The sequence below is a fragment of the Citrobacter sp. L55 genome (assembly GCF_002850715.1).
In the GTDB taxonomy this organism is placed as follows: domain Bacteria; phylum Pseudomonadota; class Gammaproteobacteria; order Enterobacterales; family Enterobacteriaceae; genus Citrobacter; species Citrobacter braakii.
In genome coordinates, this window is the sequence record NZ_KZ559401.1 from 258,577 (window position 1) to 277,753 (window position 19,177).

General features: G+C 47.6%; 14 protein-coding genes, 1 tRNA gene and 1 pseudogene. 2 read left to right on the plus strand and 14 right to left on the minus strand.

Annotation, left to right across the window (positions count from 1 at the left end; all coding sequences use genetic code 11):
- Nucleotides 1–20: 20 nt before the first annotated feature.
- From vexB to actS, 9 genes and pseudogenes are all read right to left on the minus strand, one after another.
- Nucleotides 21–815, minus strand: coding sequence for a Vi polysaccharide ABC transporter inner membrane protein VexB (gene vexB / locus B9P82_RS08635; RefSeq protein ID WP_016154312.1), 795 nt, complete (start codon nt 813–815; stop codon nt 21–23).
- An 8-nt stretch (nt 816–823) separates the two neighbouring features.
- Complete coding sequence (gene vexA, locus B9P82_RS08640) at nt 824–1,891, minus strand: Vi polysaccharide ABC transporter protein VexA (protein WP_101700197.1); 1,068 nt, start codon at nt 1,889–1,891, stop codon at nt 824–826.
- A 45-nt stretch (nt 1,892–1,936) separates the two neighbouring features.
- Nucleotides 1,937–3,672: pseudogene (tviE, locus tag B9P82_RS08645) on the minus strand (Vi polysaccharide biosynthesis glycosyltransferase TviE).
- Nucleotides 3,672–6,167 carry a Vi polysaccharide biosynthesis protein TviD gene (gene tviD / locus B9P82_RS08650; protein ID WP_101700198.1) on the minus strand — a complete coding sequence of 832 codons (2,496 nt, stop codon included), beginning with the start codon at nt 6,165–6,167 and terminating at the stop codon, nt 3,672–3,674. Before tviD ends, tviE begins: the two are co-directional and overlap by 1 nt.
- A 29-nt stretch (nt 6,168–6,196) precedes the next feature.
- Nucleotides 6,197–7,237: a Vi polysaccharide biosynthesis UDP-N-acetylglucosaminuronic acid C-4 epimerase TviC gene (tviC, locus tag B9P82_RS08655; RefSeq protein WP_101700199.1), complete on the minus strand. Its 1,041-nt coding sequence runs from the start codon at nt 7,235–7,237 to the stop codon at nt 6,197–6,199.
- 2 nt (nt 7,238–7,239) lie between these two features.
- Nucleotides 7,240–8,517: a Vi polysaccharide biosynthesis UDP-N-acetylglucosamine C-6 dehydrogenase TviB gene (gene tviB, locus B9P82_RS08660; RefSeq protein WP_016157409.1), complete on the minus strand. Its 1,278-nt coding sequence runs from the start codon at nt 8,515–8,517 to the stop codon at nt 7,240–7,242.
- A 257-nt stretch (nt 8,518–8,774) separates the two neighbouring features.
- Nucleotides 8,775–9,302 (minus strand): Vi polysaccharide biosynthesis protein TviA, encoded by a 528-nt coding sequence (locus B9P82_RS08665; RefSeq protein WP_046274927.1) that lies wholly within the window; start codon nt 9,300–9,302, stop codon nt 8,775–8,777.
- A 1,250-nt stretch (nt 9,303–10,552) separates the two neighbouring features.
- Nucleotides 10,553–10,626, minus strand: a tRNA-Gly gene (locus tag B9P82_RS08670).
- A 79-nt stretch (nt 10,627–10,705) separates the two neighbouring features.
- On the minus strand, nt 10,706–11,464 hold the full coding sequence (actS, locus tag B9P82_RS08675; protein ID WP_046274955.1) for an amidase activator ActS: 759 nt from the start codon (nt 11,462–11,464) through the stop codon (nt 10,706–10,708).
- Nucleotides 11,465–11,630: 166 nt separating this feature from the next.
- Between actS and idi the strand changes: the two genes are divergently transcribed.
- Complete coding sequence (gene idi, locus B9P82_RS08680) at nt 11,631–12,179, plus strand: isopentenyl-diphosphate Delta-isomerase (RefSeq protein ID WP_101700200.1); 549 nt, start codon at nt 11,631–11,633, stop codon at nt 12,177–12,179.
- An 85-nt stretch (nt 12,180–12,264) separates the two neighbouring features.
- On the opposite strand, the gene lysS is transcribed toward idi, so the two are convergent.
- The 5 genes from lysS to xerD all read right to left on the minus strand — a co-directional run bounded on the left by lysS (nt 12,265) and on the right by xerD (nt 18,480).
- Entirely contained in the window at nt 12,265–13,782 is a 1,518-nt protein-coding gene (gene lysS, locus B9P82_RS08685; protein ID WP_005123357.1) for a lysine--tRNA ligase, read from the minus strand.
- A 9-nt stretch (nt 13,783–13,791) separates the two neighbouring features.
- Nucleotides 13,792–14,890, minus strand: a protein-coding gene (prfB, locus tag B9P82_RS08690; protein ID WP_100250065.1) for a peptide chain release factor 2 whose coding sequence is annotated in 2 segments (ribosomal slippage) — nt 13,792–14,814 and nt 14,816–14,890 — 1,098 coding nt in all. Because the reading frame shifts where the segments join, the coding sequence is not laid out codon by codon here.
- 217 nt (nt 14,891–15,107) lie between these two features.
- The gene (gene recJ / locus B9P82_RS08695; protein WP_101700201.1) at nt 15,108–16,841 is read right to left on the minus strand and encodes a single-stranded-DNA-specific exonuclease RecJ; all 1,734 of its coding nucleotides are present in this window, start codon (nt 16,839–16,841) and stop codon (nt 15,108–15,110) included.
- 5 nt (nt 16,842–16,846) lie between these two features.
- On the minus strand, nt 16,847–17,560 hold the full coding sequence (gene dsbC / locus B9P82_RS08700) for a bifunctional protein-disulfide isomerase/oxidoreductase DsbC (RefSeq protein WP_016154345.1): 714 nt from the start codon (nt 17,558–17,560) through the stop codon (nt 16,847–16,849).
- Between the two features lie 23 nt (nt 17,561–17,583).
- A complete protein-coding gene (gene xerD, locus B9P82_RS08705) occupies nt 17,584–18,480 on the minus strand; it encodes a site-specific tyrosine recombinase XerD (RefSeq protein WP_016154346.1) in 897 nt (298 codons plus the stop codon).
- Nucleotides 18,481–18,593: 113 nt separating this feature from the next.
- On the opposite strand from xerD, the gene fldB reads away from it, so the two are divergent.
- On the plus strand, nt 18,594–19,115 hold the full coding sequence (gene fldB / locus B9P82_RS08710; protein ID WP_016154347.1) for a flavodoxin FldB: 522 nt from the start codon (nt 18,594–18,596) through the stop codon (nt 19,113–19,115).
- The last annotated feature ends 62 nt before the right edge of the window (nt 19,116–19,177 follow it).

Below are 19,177 nucleotides of genomic sequence, written 5' to 3' on the forward strand. Positions count from 1 at the left end.
CGTCTCTCCTGAAGCTAAAGTCAGTGATTTTCAGTGTCACAAATCAGGTGAAAAATGATGCCCGCGAGGAATAACGTTGCGGAAAATGCCAGAGGGTAAAGAGGCTCAAGGTACAAGGAGTTATACCCCTCAAACATTCCTTCTCTGACTATCTCATTAGCATGAAGTAGAGGGTTCCAGCTGAATATGCTTAATAATGAATAGGGCAATTCATTCGCCGTATAAAAGACAGCTGAAATCAAAAACATCGGTCTTAGCACTACAGGAACGGCTTTGTAGACCAGCGGAAACCGTTCAGACAGTGCGTCACAAAAGTAACCAAACGATAATCCCAGAAGCCATGCGATAACCATCCCTTCAAAAATCAGGATCGGTTTCTGGGCTTCCCAACGGGAGAAGATAAGAAAGTTAATTAATGAAACAATAATATAAATGATAACCGCATTAACAAATTCGACTGCGGCAAGAGCAAAAATCACATGTCTTTTCTTAACCTGCGAGACAACCGCCAACGATGTAAAGAATGAACGGGTGCGCATGGTTGCGGTAATGGTATAACGAAATAACAGATACGGTAATATACCTGCAATAACAAAGCTGATATCGTCAGTGAATATTGGCACGGTGCGATTTAAATATTGAAAAGAAATAACGGTAATGGTTATCCATACCAATGGTACGGCCAGCACCATCATATAGTTTAGCAAATTACCGTTATAGCGTGTTTTGATATCGCGTGACATTAACAAAATGATTAACTCACAGACGGTAATGAGTTTCATAAAATAATAAGTATTATTTTTCAAAATATTCATATGGCGCGTTAGAAAGAATTAGAGCCGCGGATCAAAAAGCTATCGAATGCGGCTTTCACCTTAGCGAAATCAGTCAAGGAGGCGTTCGAGATATAGATAACATCGCCGTCTTCCACCCGCATGGCCTGTGCTAAAAACACCGAGTCAGGTTGGCTCATATCGACATGATAGATATTCAGCTTACGCATCTGCTGTTTCGCTTGCTCCGCTTCGTCATGCTTGTACAGAAAAACCGCCTGCGGATCGGCAAGATTGTCGTTTAATCCTTTCGCCAGCGCCAAAGCATCCACTACGCTGGAATGACGCTGAACCAGAGCATGTTTTCCCTGAACACCCGCCGCGCCGAGCACATTAACATACTCGGTCACTTGACGCAGAGTGATACGGTCATCCGGCTGTAAGACAATATCCAACCCGGGATACTGATAAATATCTGACAGTCGCGCGTTGAAATAATGCTGCTGGCGCGTCACGTGAACTTCCATCATATCTGCGCTGGTATTTTCTACTGCCGCCGCCGTTGCCAAAAAATGACTAAGACGATTCATACTCTGTTCGAGAGGGTAGCGACCCGTTTTCCCGCTGCCCTCGACCGTCACCATGGCTCCGGTGCGGGCGGTAAGCGTCACCAGCACCTGAGGATTCAGGACAACGCGCGAAAGTCGCTTTCTGATCTCTTCAGCCAGTTGTGTCACATCCAGCCCGGTAACCGGAATGATCCCGGCATAAGGCACCTGAACGATATTACCGTCAGTCACAAGAATATTTTCAAAATCCGCCCGGTCGCCGCTCACGTTATTGGATAAATACCCCGCCCCGCCCGAGGATAAAATAGTGATATGCAGCACATCGCCTTTAGCCAAAGATGTCCAGTGCCAGTTATTTTCGGCAAAGACCGGATCGACAATAGTTTTCGGCACAGTATCGGCATCACTCAGTTTTAATGTCGGCGTGACTTCGACCAGATGATAATGAGGATCGTCCTGATTAATCAGGCTGGATTTAAATACCGCCCTGGGAATAGTGCATCCCGAAAGCAGAAAAAACGTCGTTAATAATATAATAATTTTTTTCATAACTTATTTTATAAATGAAATAGCTGAAAAAATGCTGCCCATTAATTAACGAGGCTGAGAGGCAATGGTTTGTACAAACGTTCCCACCATATGTTCCACGGTGAAGCGTTCTTGTAAAAATGACTGCGTCTGTTGGCAAATACCGGTTCTGCTGCGCCATAAATTGACCAACTGTTCTGCATAGCGGCAAGCCTGGTCAAGATTGACCGTCTGTGCATCATCAAGAATGAAACCCGAAACACCCTCAATAAAGCATTCTGCCGATCCACCTGCAGGGGTTGAAATCACCGGCACCCCGACCATTTGTGCTTCAATGAGCACATTGGGTAGCCCTTCATAACGCGAAAACAAAATGAATACGTCCATTTTTTGCAGCCAATACCCCACGTCACGCGAGACGCCAACGAATAGTATTCTCTCCAGAATCCCCAACTGTTCGGCGCGTTTCTGCGCTTCAGCGCGCAAATCACCATCGCCTACCAGCACAAAGCGTGTGGCGGGGTGGTGCTGTAAATAGCGTGCTGCAAAATCAATCCATGCAAAAGGGTTCTTATCGCCTACAAAGCGGAAAACGCCACCAATAGTCGTGTCCGCATCCTGTGTTTTTTGCGTAAACTGCTGCCAGATTTTATGTGGCACCTCAGAAGAGGGTTCGGTAGATGGCGGTAAGACGCCGTTATATACAACCTGGAAGTGCTTCGCCTCCAACTTTAGCCAGTCGGCATAATGGCGGGTCACACAATGGTTGTTACTCATAAAATCAACGCCAGGCACGACCGCCAGCGCCTGGTAGAGAGGCTCATATTCCGGCTTGAACAGACGCTTTCTCACCACCGGCGGTAAGCCACGTAATCCCAGCTGAATTCTGGGCACGCCAGCAATCAGCGCTGCAAGCGCAATCATCAGACAAGCGCCATCCTGCCAAACGGAGAGATAATCCAGCTTGCGCTCGCATAAGTGGGGGACCAGATGCTTGATACCGTAGTTACACACCGGCGGCAGATGAGAGAGCAATAAGCGCAACTCCGGAGATTCTATTGTCGCATCGTCAAAGAAGTTTCCGGTAATCTTCGCGATTTCAAGCACCTCGACCTGTTCTTCCAGCACTTCTTTCAGGAAAAAGTCTTGCCTGAGTTCCGGTGCCAGGGAGCGAATAATGAGCTCTACCGGCTCTTCTACTTTCAGGCCGCCAATTTTCCCCTGTTGCCGATATTTTCTGGCGATCTCAATAGCCAGCCTGGAAATCTGACGCTCTGCACCGCCGCTACCTAGCGAGCCTGTACAGAGCGCAAGGCGACCAAAAGATCCGACGGGAAGCTGCCGCGGCTGACGATTTCGATAGAACAAGATGGCATGCTTCATTGCAATAATACGGGTGTTGGTTCCCACAGGGATCGCTTCCCCTTCAAGGCGTTCAAGCAAATCGCAGATCTTATTTATTTTGCCTAAATAATTGTTATATTTTTTCTGCACGCCGGTGCTAACCTTTTTAAGAATTAGCTGCGCATCTTTGGCTAGCCCCGTATTATATAAACGACGCGCATACTCATAACGAGCTTCATCATTGTTTTGTGCAATCAGCGTTTCGTAGAGCGCGTATGCACGGCCGTTTCATTGAAATCATGAAGAAATTCTGCTTTTTTTAGCATCGCTAATGAAGTTAAAGCCTCAGCCGGTAATTGACTGTCAATTAACGCAACAGCTTGCGCAAGCTTCTTCTCTTTTTTCAATGTTAAAAGCGTTTTCCCTAGCGCAGCTAAATTTTCTTCCTGCGTAATCATTACGACTTCCCTGATGTATTTTTTTGTAATGCGGTTATGCAGGTCGAGATCTGCCTTGTCACCGGCTCCGTTGGTCCATTCACTTTCTCCAGTCGCTGCCAATACTGCAAAGCCTGGGTGTAGTCGCGTAAATGCATTGCGTTTAATGCGGCATATTTCAAGGCATAGGCATTTTCGCTATCAAAAACGAGTAATTTTTTCGCATAATCTAGATGTTCATAAGACGCGATAGTGCTACCGCCATCCTTCAGTGACTCATTAAATAATCTGATAATTTGCTTATATTCACGCATCAGGCGAGAAACATCAGGATCAATTCGTTTCAGGCTAATCAATACAGACAATGCTTCATCCAGACGCCCTTCAGTTTTCTTCTGGCGTACATATTTAAGGGCTCTGGTTGCAACATTGCGACACTCTTTCTCAAACAACTCGTTCATCGAGGCATTCTGGAATGATGGAGAAATGCTCATGACGTTAGCAATCAAATCAATGAGGAACGGAATGTCGTTAATATGACGTATACTGCGTAACATAATCGACTGCAGGCTGGTAATATTCGAATTACGAATCAAGGTCATATGGGCCAACGTGCACGCGTCTTTCCAGGCACCAAGATTCACCAGCGTTCTTGCACAATATACGGTGCTAACGGGATCGAACTCCAGAAGCGGCCACACTATTTTCGCCCCTGCCAGGATATTTTCATAATCCTCACGCTCATACATTTCTCTTAATTTCTCGCGCCATGCCATTTTAACTTCATTATTAAAACGAGAAATACGTGCATGGGGATAAACCATAAATGCAGAGTAGCTGTAGACCAGCGAAGTACTCAGTGAGACAAAATCATCAACCGAATGTAGCGACAGCGCAGTATTGTTCCATGCCTCAAAAACGTCGTGGAGTTTATCTTTATACGAGGTGCTAAGCGCCTGATGATAGCTCATATTCTTGATACAGAAAGCTGTGCGGATAACGAGACCGGTATCATGAATCGTCGACAATACCGTCAGCGCAAATTCTGACTCATGGCGGAGTAGCTGCTCGAGCGCATGCATGAAAATCAATTCATCACTGAATTTGATTGCCAAAGATAACGCTGTTTCCATAAACGCATCATTTAGGCGCTGCGATTGAATGCCGGCATGGAAAGCTTCGGAGAATGCGTTGCCATCATTGAAATATTGCGTGCTGCTCAGGAAATTAACCCATCCGCTTTGGGTTTCAGGATTTAATAACAGTACACGTTTCCAGTATTGATATGACTTATCAAACAGATGTAAAGCATCGGCTGAGCCGGCGGCAACGGTAAGGACTTCTTCATCTTCAATTTCATTGGAAAGCATCATCTCGGCCGTCGATAAGGCTTCCCGCCAACGCGCTAATCCATGTAGAGACCTCAGCCGACAACGTAATGTACTGTCTGTCGTACCGATAATTTTCTCAACATCACTAATATCCTGATAAGCCTGTTCATAATAACCTAAACGGCTGAAGATTACGGACCGAAGTTGGATTAGAACAGGCTCTTGCTGCTGATTTCTTAATGTGGCAAAAAGTTGCTGTGATGCAGTAATAATGTCGCCATCGGCAAGCAGCTTAGTGATCGATAGGGTAATCTCACGTATTTGGTCCTGTTTCTCTTGTCGCCCCTCATCAAGATGATGATTAGTCTTATTGATCACTCCCTTAAAAATAGCCGCAACGATCGCGTCACCAAACATGTCGGTATAATGAGTAAGATCGTCGCCATTTTTTTCCAGGGCTCTTTTCTGTCCCCACTTTTCCATCAAATTTGTCGGATTAACGCAGGGAATATCCATCCTGGTGGCGATGGTCTCGACATTTTTAATCAATCGACTGCGGGACTGAATGACGGTTCCAGCACGAGTCACGGCATCAACATGGGTCATAAACATAACGCGATCGCGACCAAGCAGCTGAACGATTTCCATCATGTCCTGTTCGATAGCATGCTCATCCATCTGCTCAACATTGATATTGCTTAATAAGGCACGATCGTCTTCCGACATTCCGGCAAAACAGGGATCGTCTTTGAGATAGGCCAGCAGTTTGTGTTGATTTCCTTGCGTGGCCAGCGACCAGTACACACGCGCCCGCTCTGTTTGGCTAAAAAACTCATAGAAATGACGAGTTAAATAATTTATTTGTAAGCAGAACCCATAGGCCATAATCTTCTTCTGACTTGAAATCTCAACGATATAGAAATCAGAACGACTATGAACGTCGGTGTTTGAATAATTTACGGCAGGTCTAAAAATAAAAGGCCGGACCTTTTCAGGAATATCTATCAAGCCTAAAATAAAACGAACCTGCTGTAATGCCTCGCTGCTCGTATGCGTAAAACCATATATCCTTTTAAAATTAGCCTTGAAATTAAAATAAGGCTGAGCTCGTTTTACCGGACTCACAATACGGCAACTACCAATGGCTGTAAGCGTAAACATCCCTGACGATTTCATTAAATTCATCCACGTGAAAGGAAAGTGAGTAGTTTTACTCAGGAATACAAAGCAGTCTTTTTATCGATATACCATTTTAGAGTCTGCTTAAGTCCTTCTTTGATATCAAACTCAGGCTCATATGAAAGAAATGTTTTTATTCTGGTAATATCTGCCTGACTATGCTTAACGTCACCGTCACGAAAATCTTTATAAATTGGTTCAGCACTAATTTGTTCGTCCCGCCATAAATTCAACCCATCGCGGATGAGATAATAAAGCTCATTTAGCGAAGTTCTGTCTCCAACAGCCACATTATAGACTTTATTTTTTGAGGCTAAATCATTAGTCGTTGCTGATAATAAATTGGCCTGAATCACATTTTCTATATAGCAAAAATCCCGGCTTGTTGAACCATCGCCATTGATATAAATTGGTTCATCTTTAAGAAGCGATAGTATCCAGCGAGGAATGACTGCAGAGTATGCTCCGTTAGGGTTTTGGCGGCGGCCAAATACATTAAAGTAGCGCAGGCCAATAGTGTTAAAATCATAGCTGCGAGCAAACACCTCGGCGTACAATTCATTGACGTATTTTGTAACCGCATACGGGCTTAATGGCCGGCCGATCCGTTCCTCAATTTTAGGTAAATCGGGATGGTCACCATAAGTACTACTGCTTGCGGCATAGGTGAAACCAGATACATGTGCATCTCTCGCCGCCGTCAACATATTTAAAAAACCATCAATGTTAGCGCTATTTGTCGTGATAGGATCCTGCAAGGAACGTGGTACGCTTCCCAGAGCGGCCTGATGTAAAACGTAATCGACATTCTCACAAACAGCCTGACAATCGGCAAACGACCGGATATCCCCATGAACAAAGGTAAACCGCGACCATTGATCTTCGCTGACAGCGGCACGCACATCCTCTAAATTATGTTGATAGCCAGTTGAAAAGTTATCCAACCCAATTACTGTTTGATTTAAATAGAGTAGTTCTTCTAATAATCCAGAGCCGATAAAACCTGCTACGCCAGTAATAAGCCAACGTTTTGGTTCAAGAACGAGTTGTATTCTTAATTCATCATAGGCTGTCATGATTATAACCTCACATCTGACTGCTCAGGCGAAAGGATATACTTCAAATCATAAAGCACATGTTTATCTTTTCCAAAGCCACGAATATCAGTACTCCCCATCTTCTTAAACTGCTCATGGCCAACGGCAACAATAATGGCATCATAAGAAGCAGCCTTGATTTCCGATACAGGTATAATCCCATATTCCTCTTCGACTTCCTCAGCATCCACCCAAGGGTCAAAAATATCAACATTACAGCTGTAATTGCCCAACTCTTTTACAACATCGATAATGCGGGTATTCCTGATATCCGGGCAGTTTTCTTTAAAGGTGAACCCCAGAATCAGAACGTTAGAACCCTCAACATTAATTCCTTTTTTGATCATGGCTTTGATCAACTGTCCCGAAACATAGTTACCCATATTATCGTTCAGTCGACGACCCGCGAGGATAATTTCCGGATAGTAACCGATGCCCTGAGATTTATGAGTCAGATAATAGGGATCGACGCCAATGCAGTGACCACCAACCAGTCCCGGACGGAATGGCAGGAAGTTCCATTTACTTCCCGCTGCTCGCAGCACGGCTTCAGTGTCAATCTCTAATCGGTTAAAGATAATCGCCAATTCATTTACCAGCGCGATATTGAGATCGCGTTGGGTATTTTCAATCACCTTTGCCGCTTCCGCGATCTTAATGCTTTCCGTTTTGTACGTTCCTGCCGTGATGATCTGTCGATAGATCTCATCAACCAGACAGGCCGTTTCTGCAGTTGAACCTGAGGTAATTTTCTTGATAGTTGTCAGACGATATTTTTTATCGCCGGGATTGATGCGCTCTGGGCTATATCCGACAAAGAAGTCTTTGTTAAATGTCATCGCTGACATACGCTCAAGGATCGGCACGCATTCTTCTTCAGTACACCCTGGATATACCGTAGATTCATACACCACGATATCCCCCGGCCTCAGTACTTTGCCAACAGTTTCACTTGCCATAATCAAAGGGGTGAGATCTGGTTGCTTATAATCGTTGATCGGCGTCGGGACGGTAATGATGTAAAAATTGCATTCTCTGATTTCATCAATTGATGAGGTAAACGTCAGATGGCGAGCATCACGTAGCTCTTCTTCTGTGGTTTCGAGATTGACATCGATCCCTTCTTTTAGCTCGAGTATACGTTTATGATTAACATCAAAACCAACCACCTGACGAATTTTCCCAAATTCAGCAGCCAATGGTAAGCCAACATACCCGAGTCCAATAATGGCAATTTTTACATCATCTTTGCTGATCATTACTGATAAGTCCCTTATTTAATAATTATTAACTTTAAATAAATCCCAGATGTTTTCTGGAACGCTACCGCCCCTGACGTTCTTAGCCAGCGTATCTATTCTTATCGAAATCACGACAGTTTCTAGTCTAAGCAAGGCTAGAAATTTTATATTTCCTAATTTTAGTTAAATGGAAGTCGTATGCAGTATCCGTTCTAAAACAACAATTAAAGATCGGATCTTTAATTGTAATTCTTAATGAGAAAACGCATAGCATTTTATTCTGGCAATAGAAGATATCGAGGGTCTCGCACGCCAAATTTAAGGGCAATCTCTTTTCTCCAACGATACAATGTTGACGGCGAGTTCATAAATCTATCCTGAAGCTCCTCCATACCGCTTTCGGTTAAGAAGTACTTCATCTTCATGATATCTTTGTTGCTAATCTTAAAGTTACATTCCCTTCGCCCTGCCGTTATCTTGTCACCATTTCGTCGATACAGGCTTATTTTCTTAATCATCTCCGACACAGATGTTGAGGTATCGAAAACAGCAATAACATTTTTGATATTATCCAGCCAAAAAAGAGCCAAAGGCATCAACCGTGAGCTGGAAATGATGATTATGATTTTATTGATATTTTTATTCCGTGAGAAAAAAACCAAGGTGCTACGTAAGCTATATTGATTAAGATTCACGAATAAATAATTTCTTTCGTTTGTAATCAGTGACATTTCATCAATAACACTAGCGACACCACCCCCAAAGTAAATATCATTAGGTGGCCAGAAATGTTGATACTTCATGAAGCCTCCATAACCTCAAAAAACTCTATTTCATCCATGGAAAGGTAAGTGTGTACTTTTAAGCACACCGACCCTCTAAAAAATACCTAACAATCGAGTAATTGATTTTATTAATATTGCTAAATACATGAGATGAACTTTTACACAACAAGGATGTGATATCAACCCCTCGCCATTCATAGCTAAAAGCTATCAATCACTCATTCTTAGATTTGAATTACTAATGGATACCGGCATTTCAATACGATTATTGGTTGTATTATTAGCACCACCTGTGAAACCGCACTTTCATCTTTTATTCAAAATGAGAAAATTCTCAAAACACAATGAAACATTTTCTTACAAATTACCAGCATACATACTGTGGTTAAAGGTAGCCTGACTGAATTGTCACCCATATATCTACCTTTAAATTCGTAGCTATACCGTGTGAGATTTTAATCAGTACAACTGAAGTCTATCTAACTATATTTGCTATATTTTTCAACAACAATGACAGAATATACACAAGGCTAACGAGCTCCCCGGCATAGCAAGCATTCAAAATGGTACAAAGTACTAAACTAACTCGTATATTTTTGTGTATCTACATAATTTCGTGACCGGATAATGAGAACAAAACTAGTCACCTTAAGAAATTATTACTAATGATAAAACTACTGAAGATATTTTTAACAAAATAGATGTCCACCATGTTTATCCAGGTAAGATCCTACCAAGTCTAAACCATTTAAAACCTGTTACTACCGATTAGAGAAAATTGACCTACAAAAAGAATACATTACTTATTTATGAAGAATGACCAATCTTATATCGTGTTCAAAAAAGATAACTATTGAATTATAATCTAACAATTAACTACGTGACCTATATTAGCGTTGATATATTTTCAGACAGACAATCAAACATACTCCTTAAAATTTCTTAAATAAATTCAATTGATTGATAGTTGATTTTTTGTACCACGGGGGAAATGTGATATTTAAGACACCAGTATCGCGAATTGAAAGGATTAACCAGCATATACAAAGCTCTACTATCCGAGAGCGTCAAAGATTTCTCTTTGGCCCCTGTGGATAGTTAGTTTCATATGAGGTATCTGAGGTATCTCCCGCCAGGGGAGCCTATCGTCTCCCACAATCGCTTTAGCCTGCATAGTCGTGCATTGAGTCCGTATGACCGTTAAACAAAGAAACACATTGAGATTACGAAGAATAATTGAATCAGGAGAGTCTGTGAGAAGTAAGTCGTGGAGCGGGCGAAGGGAATCGAACCCTCGTATAGAGCTTGGGAAGCTCTCGTTCTACCATTGAACTACGCCCGCATTGGAGTGCGTAAGGGATTATAAACCTTACGCTCTTCTTGGCAAGGGACTAACTGACTGACTGGCGATTAATTCACCGTCAGCATTTTGGCTTACTGCCCTTTGGTGGCAAATAACGAAGCGGATCGATAGCCGTCGCCCGATAGCGGATCTGGAAATGCAGCCGCACCGTGGTCGCATCCGAGCTGCCCATCGTCGCGATTTTCTGCCCGGCTTTCACGTTTTGACCGTTGTTCACCAACATGGTGTCATTATGCGCATACGCAGTGATGTAGTCCTCACTGTGCTTAATCATAATGAGATTACCGTAACCCCGTAGCTGATTACCGACATAAACCACCTTCCCGGCTCCGGCGGCATAAATCGGCGTACCGCGCGCAGCTGAGATATCAATGCCTTTATTGCCGCCGTCCGCGGTTGAATAAGGCAGAATCACTTTACCGCTGGCAGGCCACTGCCAGCAGCGCTGTCCTACCGGTGGCCAGGAGGACTGCGGTACGGACGAAGATGGTCTGACCGCCGCCGTTTTGGTTGAGGATTTCGTCGTTGTTTTGCCAGAGCCTGAACTGGTTTTCGCGCCGCCGCTGACCTTCAGCTTTTGCCCCACTTCAATGGTATAGGGCGGTGAAATATTATTCAGGCGTGCAAGCTCTTTTACGCTGGTCCCGGTGGCGCGCGAAATACGGTATAGCGTATCTCCCCGCTTCACGGTATACACGGAGCCGGAATAACTTCCTGTATCAGACGACTTGCTCCCGGAACAGCCTGCTAACAGCAGACCGACACACAGCAGCATCGCGATACTCAGGCCATTTTTCTTCAGGCGTCCTGCACTCAAAACAATACCTCGCAACATTTTCAGACGCTTTATCATAGCAGCCAGAAACCGGATGCCAAATCATATCGCGCAACGAAGCGTCGACTCTGGCATTTCACACCCTCTGTTAATCATTCTGACTTAATACAGCATATAATGTGAATGCTTAAGATTGATGGTGGACGCTATGCGACAGGAACATGTCATTTTATTGAATGAGCAGGGCCAGCCCTGTGGAACACTGGAAAAATATGCGGCGCATACCGCCACAACCCCCCTGCACTCTGCTTTCTCATGCTGGATATTTAACGAGCAGGGTCAACTGCTGGTCACCCGCCGTTCGCTGCACAAAAAAGCCTGGCCAGGCGTCTGGACCAACTCTGTCTGCGGTCACCCGCAGTTGGGTGAAACCACCGAAGCCGCTATTAACCGCCGGGCTTGCTTCGAGCTGGGTGCAGACATCGACTTGCTCAGCCCCGTGTATACTGATTTTCGTTATTGCGCCACGGATCCGAGTGGAATAGTGGAAAACGAAGTATGCCCGGTTTATGCCGCACATATCGTCAGTGAGCTACAGCTAAACCCAGATGAAGTGATGGATTCCCAGTGGAGTAATCTTGAGGATGTATTGAGCGGGATTGACGCGACGCCGTGGGCTTTTAGCCCGTGGATGGTAATGCAGGTTTCAGACGTTAAGGCACGAGAGTTACTGCGCAAGTTTGCCAACGGGAATTGATTGCCTGACGGGTCTACGCCCATCAGGCCTACATAACGCATCGTAGGCCTGATAAGGCATCAGCCGCCATCCGGCATTTCACATCTTACTTAACCGGGCGCATTGCCGGGAACAGGATTACGTCGCGGATAGTATGGCTGTTTGTGAACAGCATAACCATACGGTCGATACCAATGCCCAGGCCCGCAGTCGGCGGCAGACCGTGTTCCAGAGCGGTAACATAGTCTTCGTCGTAGAACATCGCTTCGTCGTCACCTGCATCTTTGGCGTTAACCTGATCCTGGAAACGCTGCGCCTGATCTTCTGCATCGTTCAGCTCGCTGAAGCCGTTACCGATTTCACGTCCGCCAATGAAGAATTCGAAGCGATCGGTGATTTCCGGATTTTCATCATTACGACGCGCCAGCGGAGAAACTTCTGCCGGGTACTCGGTAATGAAGGTCGGTTGAATCAGGTGCGCTTCTGCAACTTCTTCAAAGATTTCGGTCACGATACGGCCCAGACCCCAGCTCTTCTCAACTTTGATGCCGATAGATTCCGCAATTGCTTTTGCAGAATCGAAGTTATCCAGATCGGCCATGTTGGTTTCCGGACGGTATTTCTGAATCGCTTCGCGCATCGTCAGTTTTTCGAACGGCTTACCAAAGTCAAAGACTTCTTCGCCGTAAGGCACTTCAGTCGTTCCCAGAACGTTCTGCGCCAGCGTACGGAACAGCGATTCGGTCAGTTCGATCAGATCTTTGTAGTCCGCATAAGCCATGTAGAGTTCCATCATGGTGAACTCTGGATTATGGCGAACAGAGATGCCTTCGTTACGGAAGTTACGGTTAATTTCGAATACGCGTTCGAAGCCGCCAACCACCAGGCGCTTGAGGTACAGTTCCGGCGCGATACGCAGGTACATGTCCAGATCCAGCGCGTTATGATGGGTGATAAACGGACGCGCTGCCGCCCCGCCAGGGATCACCTGCATCATCGGGGTTTCTACTTCCATAAAGCCACGACCAACCATGAACTGACGGATACCAGCCATAATCTGTGAACGCACTTTAAAGGTATTACGGGATTCATCGTTAGAGATGAGGTCCAGGTAGCGTTGACGATAGCGCGCTTCCTGATCCTGCAGACCGTGGAATTTATCCGGCAATGGACGCAACGCTTTCGTCAGCAGACGCAGCTCGGTGCAGTGGATAGACAGCTCACCGGTCTTGGTCTTGAACAACTTACCTTTCGCGCCGAGGATATCGCCCAGATCCCATTTTTTGAACTGCTCGTTGTAGACGCCTTCCGGCAGATCGTCGCGAGCAACGTACAGCTGAATACGGCCGCCAACATCCTGCAGCGTAACGAATGATGCTTTACCCATAATACGGCGGGTCATCATGCGGCCAGCAACGGATACCTCAATGTTCAGCGCTTCCAGCTCTTCGTTTTCTTTCGCGTCGAAGTCAGCATGCAGTTGGTCTGAGGTATGATCGCGACGGAAATCGTTCGGGAAGGGGATCCCCTGCTCGCGCAGGCTCGCCAGCTTCTCACGGCGCGTTTTCAGTTCATTGTTAAGGTCGGCTACCGCGTCAGCGCCCTGTACGTGTTGTTCAGACATGTTGGTTCCTCATAACCCTGCTTTCAAACTTGCTTCGATAAATTGATCCAGGCTGCCATCCAGCACCGCCTGCGTGTTGCGGGTTTCAACCCCGGTACGCAGATCTTTGATGCGGGAGTCATCAAGGACATAAGAACGAATCTGGCTACCCCAGCCGATATCTGATTTAGTATCTTCCATCGCCTGTTTCTCGGCATTCTTCTTCTGCATTTCCAGTTCATAAAGCTTCGCTTTCATCTGCTTCATGGCCTGGTCTTTGTTCTTGTGCTGGGAACGGTCGTTCTGACACTGCGTCACAATCCCGGTCGGGATGTGGGTGATACGCACCGCAGATTCGGTACGGTTAACGTGCTGACCGCCCGCACCAGAAGCGCGGTAAACGTCAATACGCAGGTCCGCCGGGTTGATATCGATATCAATATCATCGTCAACTTCCGGGTAGACAAACGCAGAGCTGAACGACGTATGGCGACGACCGCCGGAGTCGAATGGGCTTTTACGCACCAGGCGATGTACACCGGTTTCGGTACGCAACCAACCGTAAGCATATTCGCCAGCAATTCTGATGGTCACGGATTTAATACCCGCCACTTCACCTTCAGATTCTTCAATAATTTCAGTCTTAAAGCCGCGCGCTTCAGCCCAACGCAGGTACATACGCATCAGCATGCTTGCCCAGTCCTGTGCTTCCGTACCGCCTGAGCCAGCCTGAATATCGAGATAGCAATCTGCGCTATCATATTCACCGGAGAACATACGACGGAATTCCAGCTGGGCCAGCTTATCTTCCAGCGTATCAAGTTCTGCTACGGCTTCGTTAAAGGTTTCTTCGTCGTCGGCTTCTACAGCCAGTTCCAGCAGGCCGGAGACATCTTCCAGGCCCTGGCTCATCTGATCAAGCGTATCAACGATGGCCTCAAGGGAGGAACGCTCTTTACCCAGCGCCTGCGCGCGTTCGGGTTCGTTCCATACGTCCGGCTGTTCCAGCTCGGCGTTTACTTCTTCCAGACGCTCTTTCTTGGCATCATAGTCAAAGATACCCCCTAAGAACGTTAGAGCGCTCCGTGAGGTCCTGAATGCGGTTATTTACCGGATTAATTTCAAACATTGTCTGATTTCTTTTATTGGACTAGTCAAAATGCGGTTATAAGAGCGGGATTGTAACTAATCCACACCCTTTTTTATAGCGAATATACACATCATCCTTCAAGCTGCCTCTTTGTTGGCTGCGCGATTTCTCCCCGGTCACGTACTACTCGTACGCTCATGGAGACTCATCCACTTGCCGCCTCGATGCAGCTTGAATGATTTTGTGTAAAGTGACGCTAAAGTGGCCAGATATTATCGATTATAATCTGCAGGCTGCGGTTGCCGCGAAACTCATTGATATCCAGTTTGTAGGCAAGCTGAACTTCGCGAACACCGTTATCCGGCCAGCAGGTGGTATCAACGTTAAACGCAATACCGTCCAGCAACGGTCCACCACCGACGGGCTCCACCATCACCTTCAGATGACGCTCACCGACCAGACGCTGCTGAAGCAGACGGAAATGCCCGTCAAACAGCGGTTCCGGGAACATTTGTCCCCACGGTCCGGCATCACGCAGCATTTGCGCGACCTCCATGGTCATCTCCGCCGCGCTCAGAGCACCGTCTGACACCACTTCGCCTTGCAGTAAGGCAGGGTCCAGCCACTCGGTTACCAGTTCGCCGAAACGCTGCTGGAAACGCTCAAACTGCGCCTCTTGCAGCGACAACCCCGCCGCCATAGCGTGACCGCCAAACTTGAGGATCATACCTGGATGAAGAGTGTCCAGGCGCTCCAGCGCATCGCGCATGTGCAGCCCCTGAATCGAGCGCCCGGAGCCTTTCAGCGTACCGTCACCGGCCGGAGCAAACGCAATTACCGGACGGTGAAAGCGCTCTTTAATACGCGATGCCAGAATCCCCACCACTCCTTGATGCCACTCGGGATGGTACATCGCCAGACCGCCCGGTAGCGTATCGCTACTGCGCTCCAGCTTTTCACACAGAGTCAGCGCTTCCGCCTGCATACCCTGCTCGATCTCTTTACGCGTCTGGTTGAGTGCGTCCAGCTCATTGGCCAGCACGCGTGCTTCACCAATGTTGTCGCACAGCAACAGCGCCACGCCAACGGACATATCGTCCAGACGCCCCGCTGCATTCAGCCGTGGCCCGAGGGCAAAACCTAAATCACTGGCAGCCAATTTGAGTGGGTCGCGATTGGAAATCTCCAGCAGCGCTTTTATACCAGGGCGGCACTTTCCGGCACGAATACGGCTTAAGCCTTGCCACGTCAGAATGCGGTTATTGGCATCCAACGGAACCACGTCGGCCACCGTGCCAAGCGCAACCAGATCGAGCAAATCCGCCAGGTTCGGCGGCGCAATTCCTCGTTCATCAAACCAGCCTTTGTCACGCAGGAAGGTGCGCAGCGCCAGCATCAGATAGAAGGCCACGCCAACGCCAGCCAGCGATTTAGACGGGAATTCACAATCGTGCAGGTTAGGATTGATGATCGCTTCAGCGCCCGGCAGCGTGTCCCCAGGCAGATGGTGATCGGTCACAACGACCGGGATCTCCAGCGTTCTGGCATGTTCAACACCCGCGTGGGACGAGATGCCGTTGTCGACGGTGACAATCAACTGAGCGCCCCGGGCATGGGCCTGATCAACGACTTCCGGGCTTAAGCCATAACCGTCTTCAAAACGATTAGGCACCAGGTAGTCCACGTTACTGCAGCCCAATGCGCGCATCGCCAGAATGCTGAGCGCGGTGCTGGTCGCGCCATCGGCGTCAAAATCGCCGACCACGATGATTCGGGTTCCTTCGCGAAAAGCGTTATAGAGGATTTCAACCGCTTTTTCGACACCGTTCAAATGCTGCCACGGCAGCATGCCTTTCACACTACGCTCAAGCTCCTGCGCGCTGCGCACGCCACGGCTGGCGTATAAACGGCGCAGCAATGGCGGCAAGTCGGCAGGTAGCTCGGCGGTCTCGTCGGCTTCACGCCGACGAAGTTGTATCTGTTGTTTCACGCGAATTATTTACCGCTGGTTTGTTTTGCATGTGCGTCGAGGAATTCTTTCATCTCTTTCGGGCCCTGATAGCCAGGCACTACATAGCCATTGCTCAGCACAATCGCCGGCGTACCGCTGACGCCAAACTGTACGCCCAGCGCGTAGTGGTTAGCGATGTCCACATTACAGGTCGCAGGCTTCACATCTTTGCCAGCCATGGCGTCGTCAAAGGCTTTGTTTTTGTCCTTCGCACACCAGATAGATTTCATATCCTGCTCGGCCTGGCTTTCCAGTCCCTGACGAGGGAAGGCCAGATAGCGTACGGTAATCCCTAACGCATTGTAGTCTTTCATCTCTTCATGCAGCTTGTGGCAGTAGCCACAGGTGATGTCGGTGAAAACGGTAATGACGTGTTTTTCCTGCGGCGCTTTGTAGACGATCATCTCGTTTTCCAGCGCGTTCAAATGCTTCATCAGCAGTTGATTGGTGACGTTTACCGGGCTTGCACCGCTCACGTCATACATCGGTCCCTGAATAATATGTTTACCGTCTTCGGTAACGTACAACACGCCGCTATTGGTCAGTACAGTTTTCATGCCCGCAACCGGAGCAGACTGAATCTCGGTACTCTGAACCCCCAGCTTCGCTAATGACTGGCGAATCGCCGCATCGTCTGCATGTACCATGCCGGAAAACGCCGTCGCCAGCAGGGTGAACATCATAAAACGTTTTTTCATAACCTATCCTTTCCTGTCAGCACTCACGCTCGCGGGTGATGCTGTTGATGTAGTTGCCGCAAGCGCTCCGTTGCGACATGAGTATAAATCTGCGTTGTCGAGAGGTCGCTATGCCCCAGTAGCATCTGCACCACGCGCAGATCAGCGCCATGGTTGAGCAGATGCGTGGCAAACGCATGCCGCAGGACGTGCGGGGACAGCTTTTCGCTGTCGATTCCAGCCAACACAGCATAGTGTTTGATACGATGCCAGAAGGTTTGACGAGTCATCTGTTGCGCCCGCTGGCTGGGAAACAGCACATCTATTGATACACCGTTGAGCAACCACGGACGCCCATGCTCCAGGTACGTTTCCAGCCAGTACACCGCCTCCTCACCTAACGGGACAAGGCGCTCTTTATTACCTTTACCGATCACCCGAACCACGCCCTGACGCAGGCTGACGTCACTCATCGTCAGCCCCACCAGTTCAGACACGCGCAGGCCTGTGGCATACAATACTTCCAGCATGGCTTTGTCGCGAAGTTCCAGCGGTTGTTCTATCAGCGGCGCCTGCAGAAGTCGTTCGACCTGTGCTTCGCTGAGATCTTTGGGCAGACGCTGCGGAAGTTTAGGTGATGCAAGCGAGGCGCTGGGGTCATCTTCGCGATATTTTTCACGGTACAGATGCTGAAAAAAACGCCGCATTGCACTGAGCAAGCGTGCGGAACTGGTGGCTTTATATCCCCCATCCATCCGCTCAGCCAGCAATGCTTGCAGGTCATCACTCTGCGCGGTCGCAAGCGAGGCGCCGCGGTGATGTAGCCATTCAACAAGCATGGTCAGATCGCGACGATACGCACTTAGCGTGTTTTCCGCCAGATTTCGTTCCAGCCACAGGGCATCAAGAAACTGCTCGATGCGCGCCAGATCCTGTTCCACTCGCGCCCCTTATTTCACTCTCATTTTTGATGCATTATGCCTCATTGTGCCGAGAATGCGGCGATTCTGTTACACTACCCGCAACGCTACAGCAGAATTGAGATGTTTACGTCATGAACATGGGTCTTTTTTACGGTTCCAGCACCTGCTATACCGAAATGGCAGCAGAAAAAATCCGCGATATCCTGGGTCCCGAACTGGTGACACTGCACAACCTCAAAGATGATTCCCCGACCTTAATGGAGCAGTATGACGTGCTCATTTTAGGCATCCCAACCTGGGATTTCGGTGAAATCCAAGAGGACTGGGAAGCGGTCTGGGAGCAACTGGACGACCTCAACCTGGAAGGCAAAATTGTTGCGCTTTACGGTATGGGCGATCAGTTGGGATACGGTGAATGGTTCCTGGATGCGCTGGGTATGCTACACGATAAACTGGTCACCAAAGGCGTAAAATTTGTTGGTTACTGGCCAACCGAAGGGTATGAATTTACCAGCGATAAGCCCGTCATTGCCGATGGACAGCTGTTTGTTGGCCTGGCGCTGGATGAAACAAACCAGTACGATCTCAGCGATGAACGCATTCAGGCCTGGTGCGAGCAAATCCTTGGTGAAATGGCCGAACACTGGTCCTGATAACCATTTTGCCGGATGTAGGCGTAAACGCTATATCCGGCCTACATGCCGCACCGAACCGT

Coding starts and splice junctions, on each gene's coding strand:
- vexB (WP_016154312.1), bottom strand. CDS start 815: ATGAATATTTTGAAAAATAATACTTATTATTTTATGAAACTCATTACC.
- vexA (WP_101700197.1), bottom strand. CDS start 1,891: ATGAAAAAAATTATTATATTATTAACGACGTTTTTTCTGCTTTCGGGA.
- tviD (WP_101700198.1), bottom strand. CDS start 6,167: ATGAATTTAATGAAATCGTCAGGGATGTTTACGCTTACAGCCATTGGT.
- tviC (WP_101700199.1), bottom strand. CDS start 7,237: ATGACAGCCTATGATGAATTAAGAATACAACTCGTTCTTGAACCAAAA.
- tviB (WP_016157409.1), bottom strand. CDS start 8,517: ATGATCAGCAAAGATGATGTAAAAATTGCCATTATTGGACTCGGGTAT.
- B9P82_RS08665 (WP_046274927.1), bottom strand. CDS start 9,302: ATGAAGTATCAACATTTCTGGCCACCTAATGATATTTACTTTGGGGGT.
- idi (WP_101700200.1), top strand. CDS start 11,631: ATGCGACAGGAACATGTCATTTTATTGAATGAGCAGGGCCAGCCCTGT.
- lysS (WP_005123357.1), bottom strand. CDS start 13,782: ATGTCTGAACAACACGTACAGGGCGCTGACGCGGTAGCCGACCTTAAC.
- dsbC (WP_016154345.1), bottom strand. CDS start 17,560: ATGAAAAAACGTTTTATGATGTTCACCCTGCTGGCGACGGCGTTTTCC.
- fldB (WP_016154347.1), top strand. CDS start 18,594: ATGAACATGGGTCTTTTTTACGGTTCCAGCACCTGCTATACCGAAATG.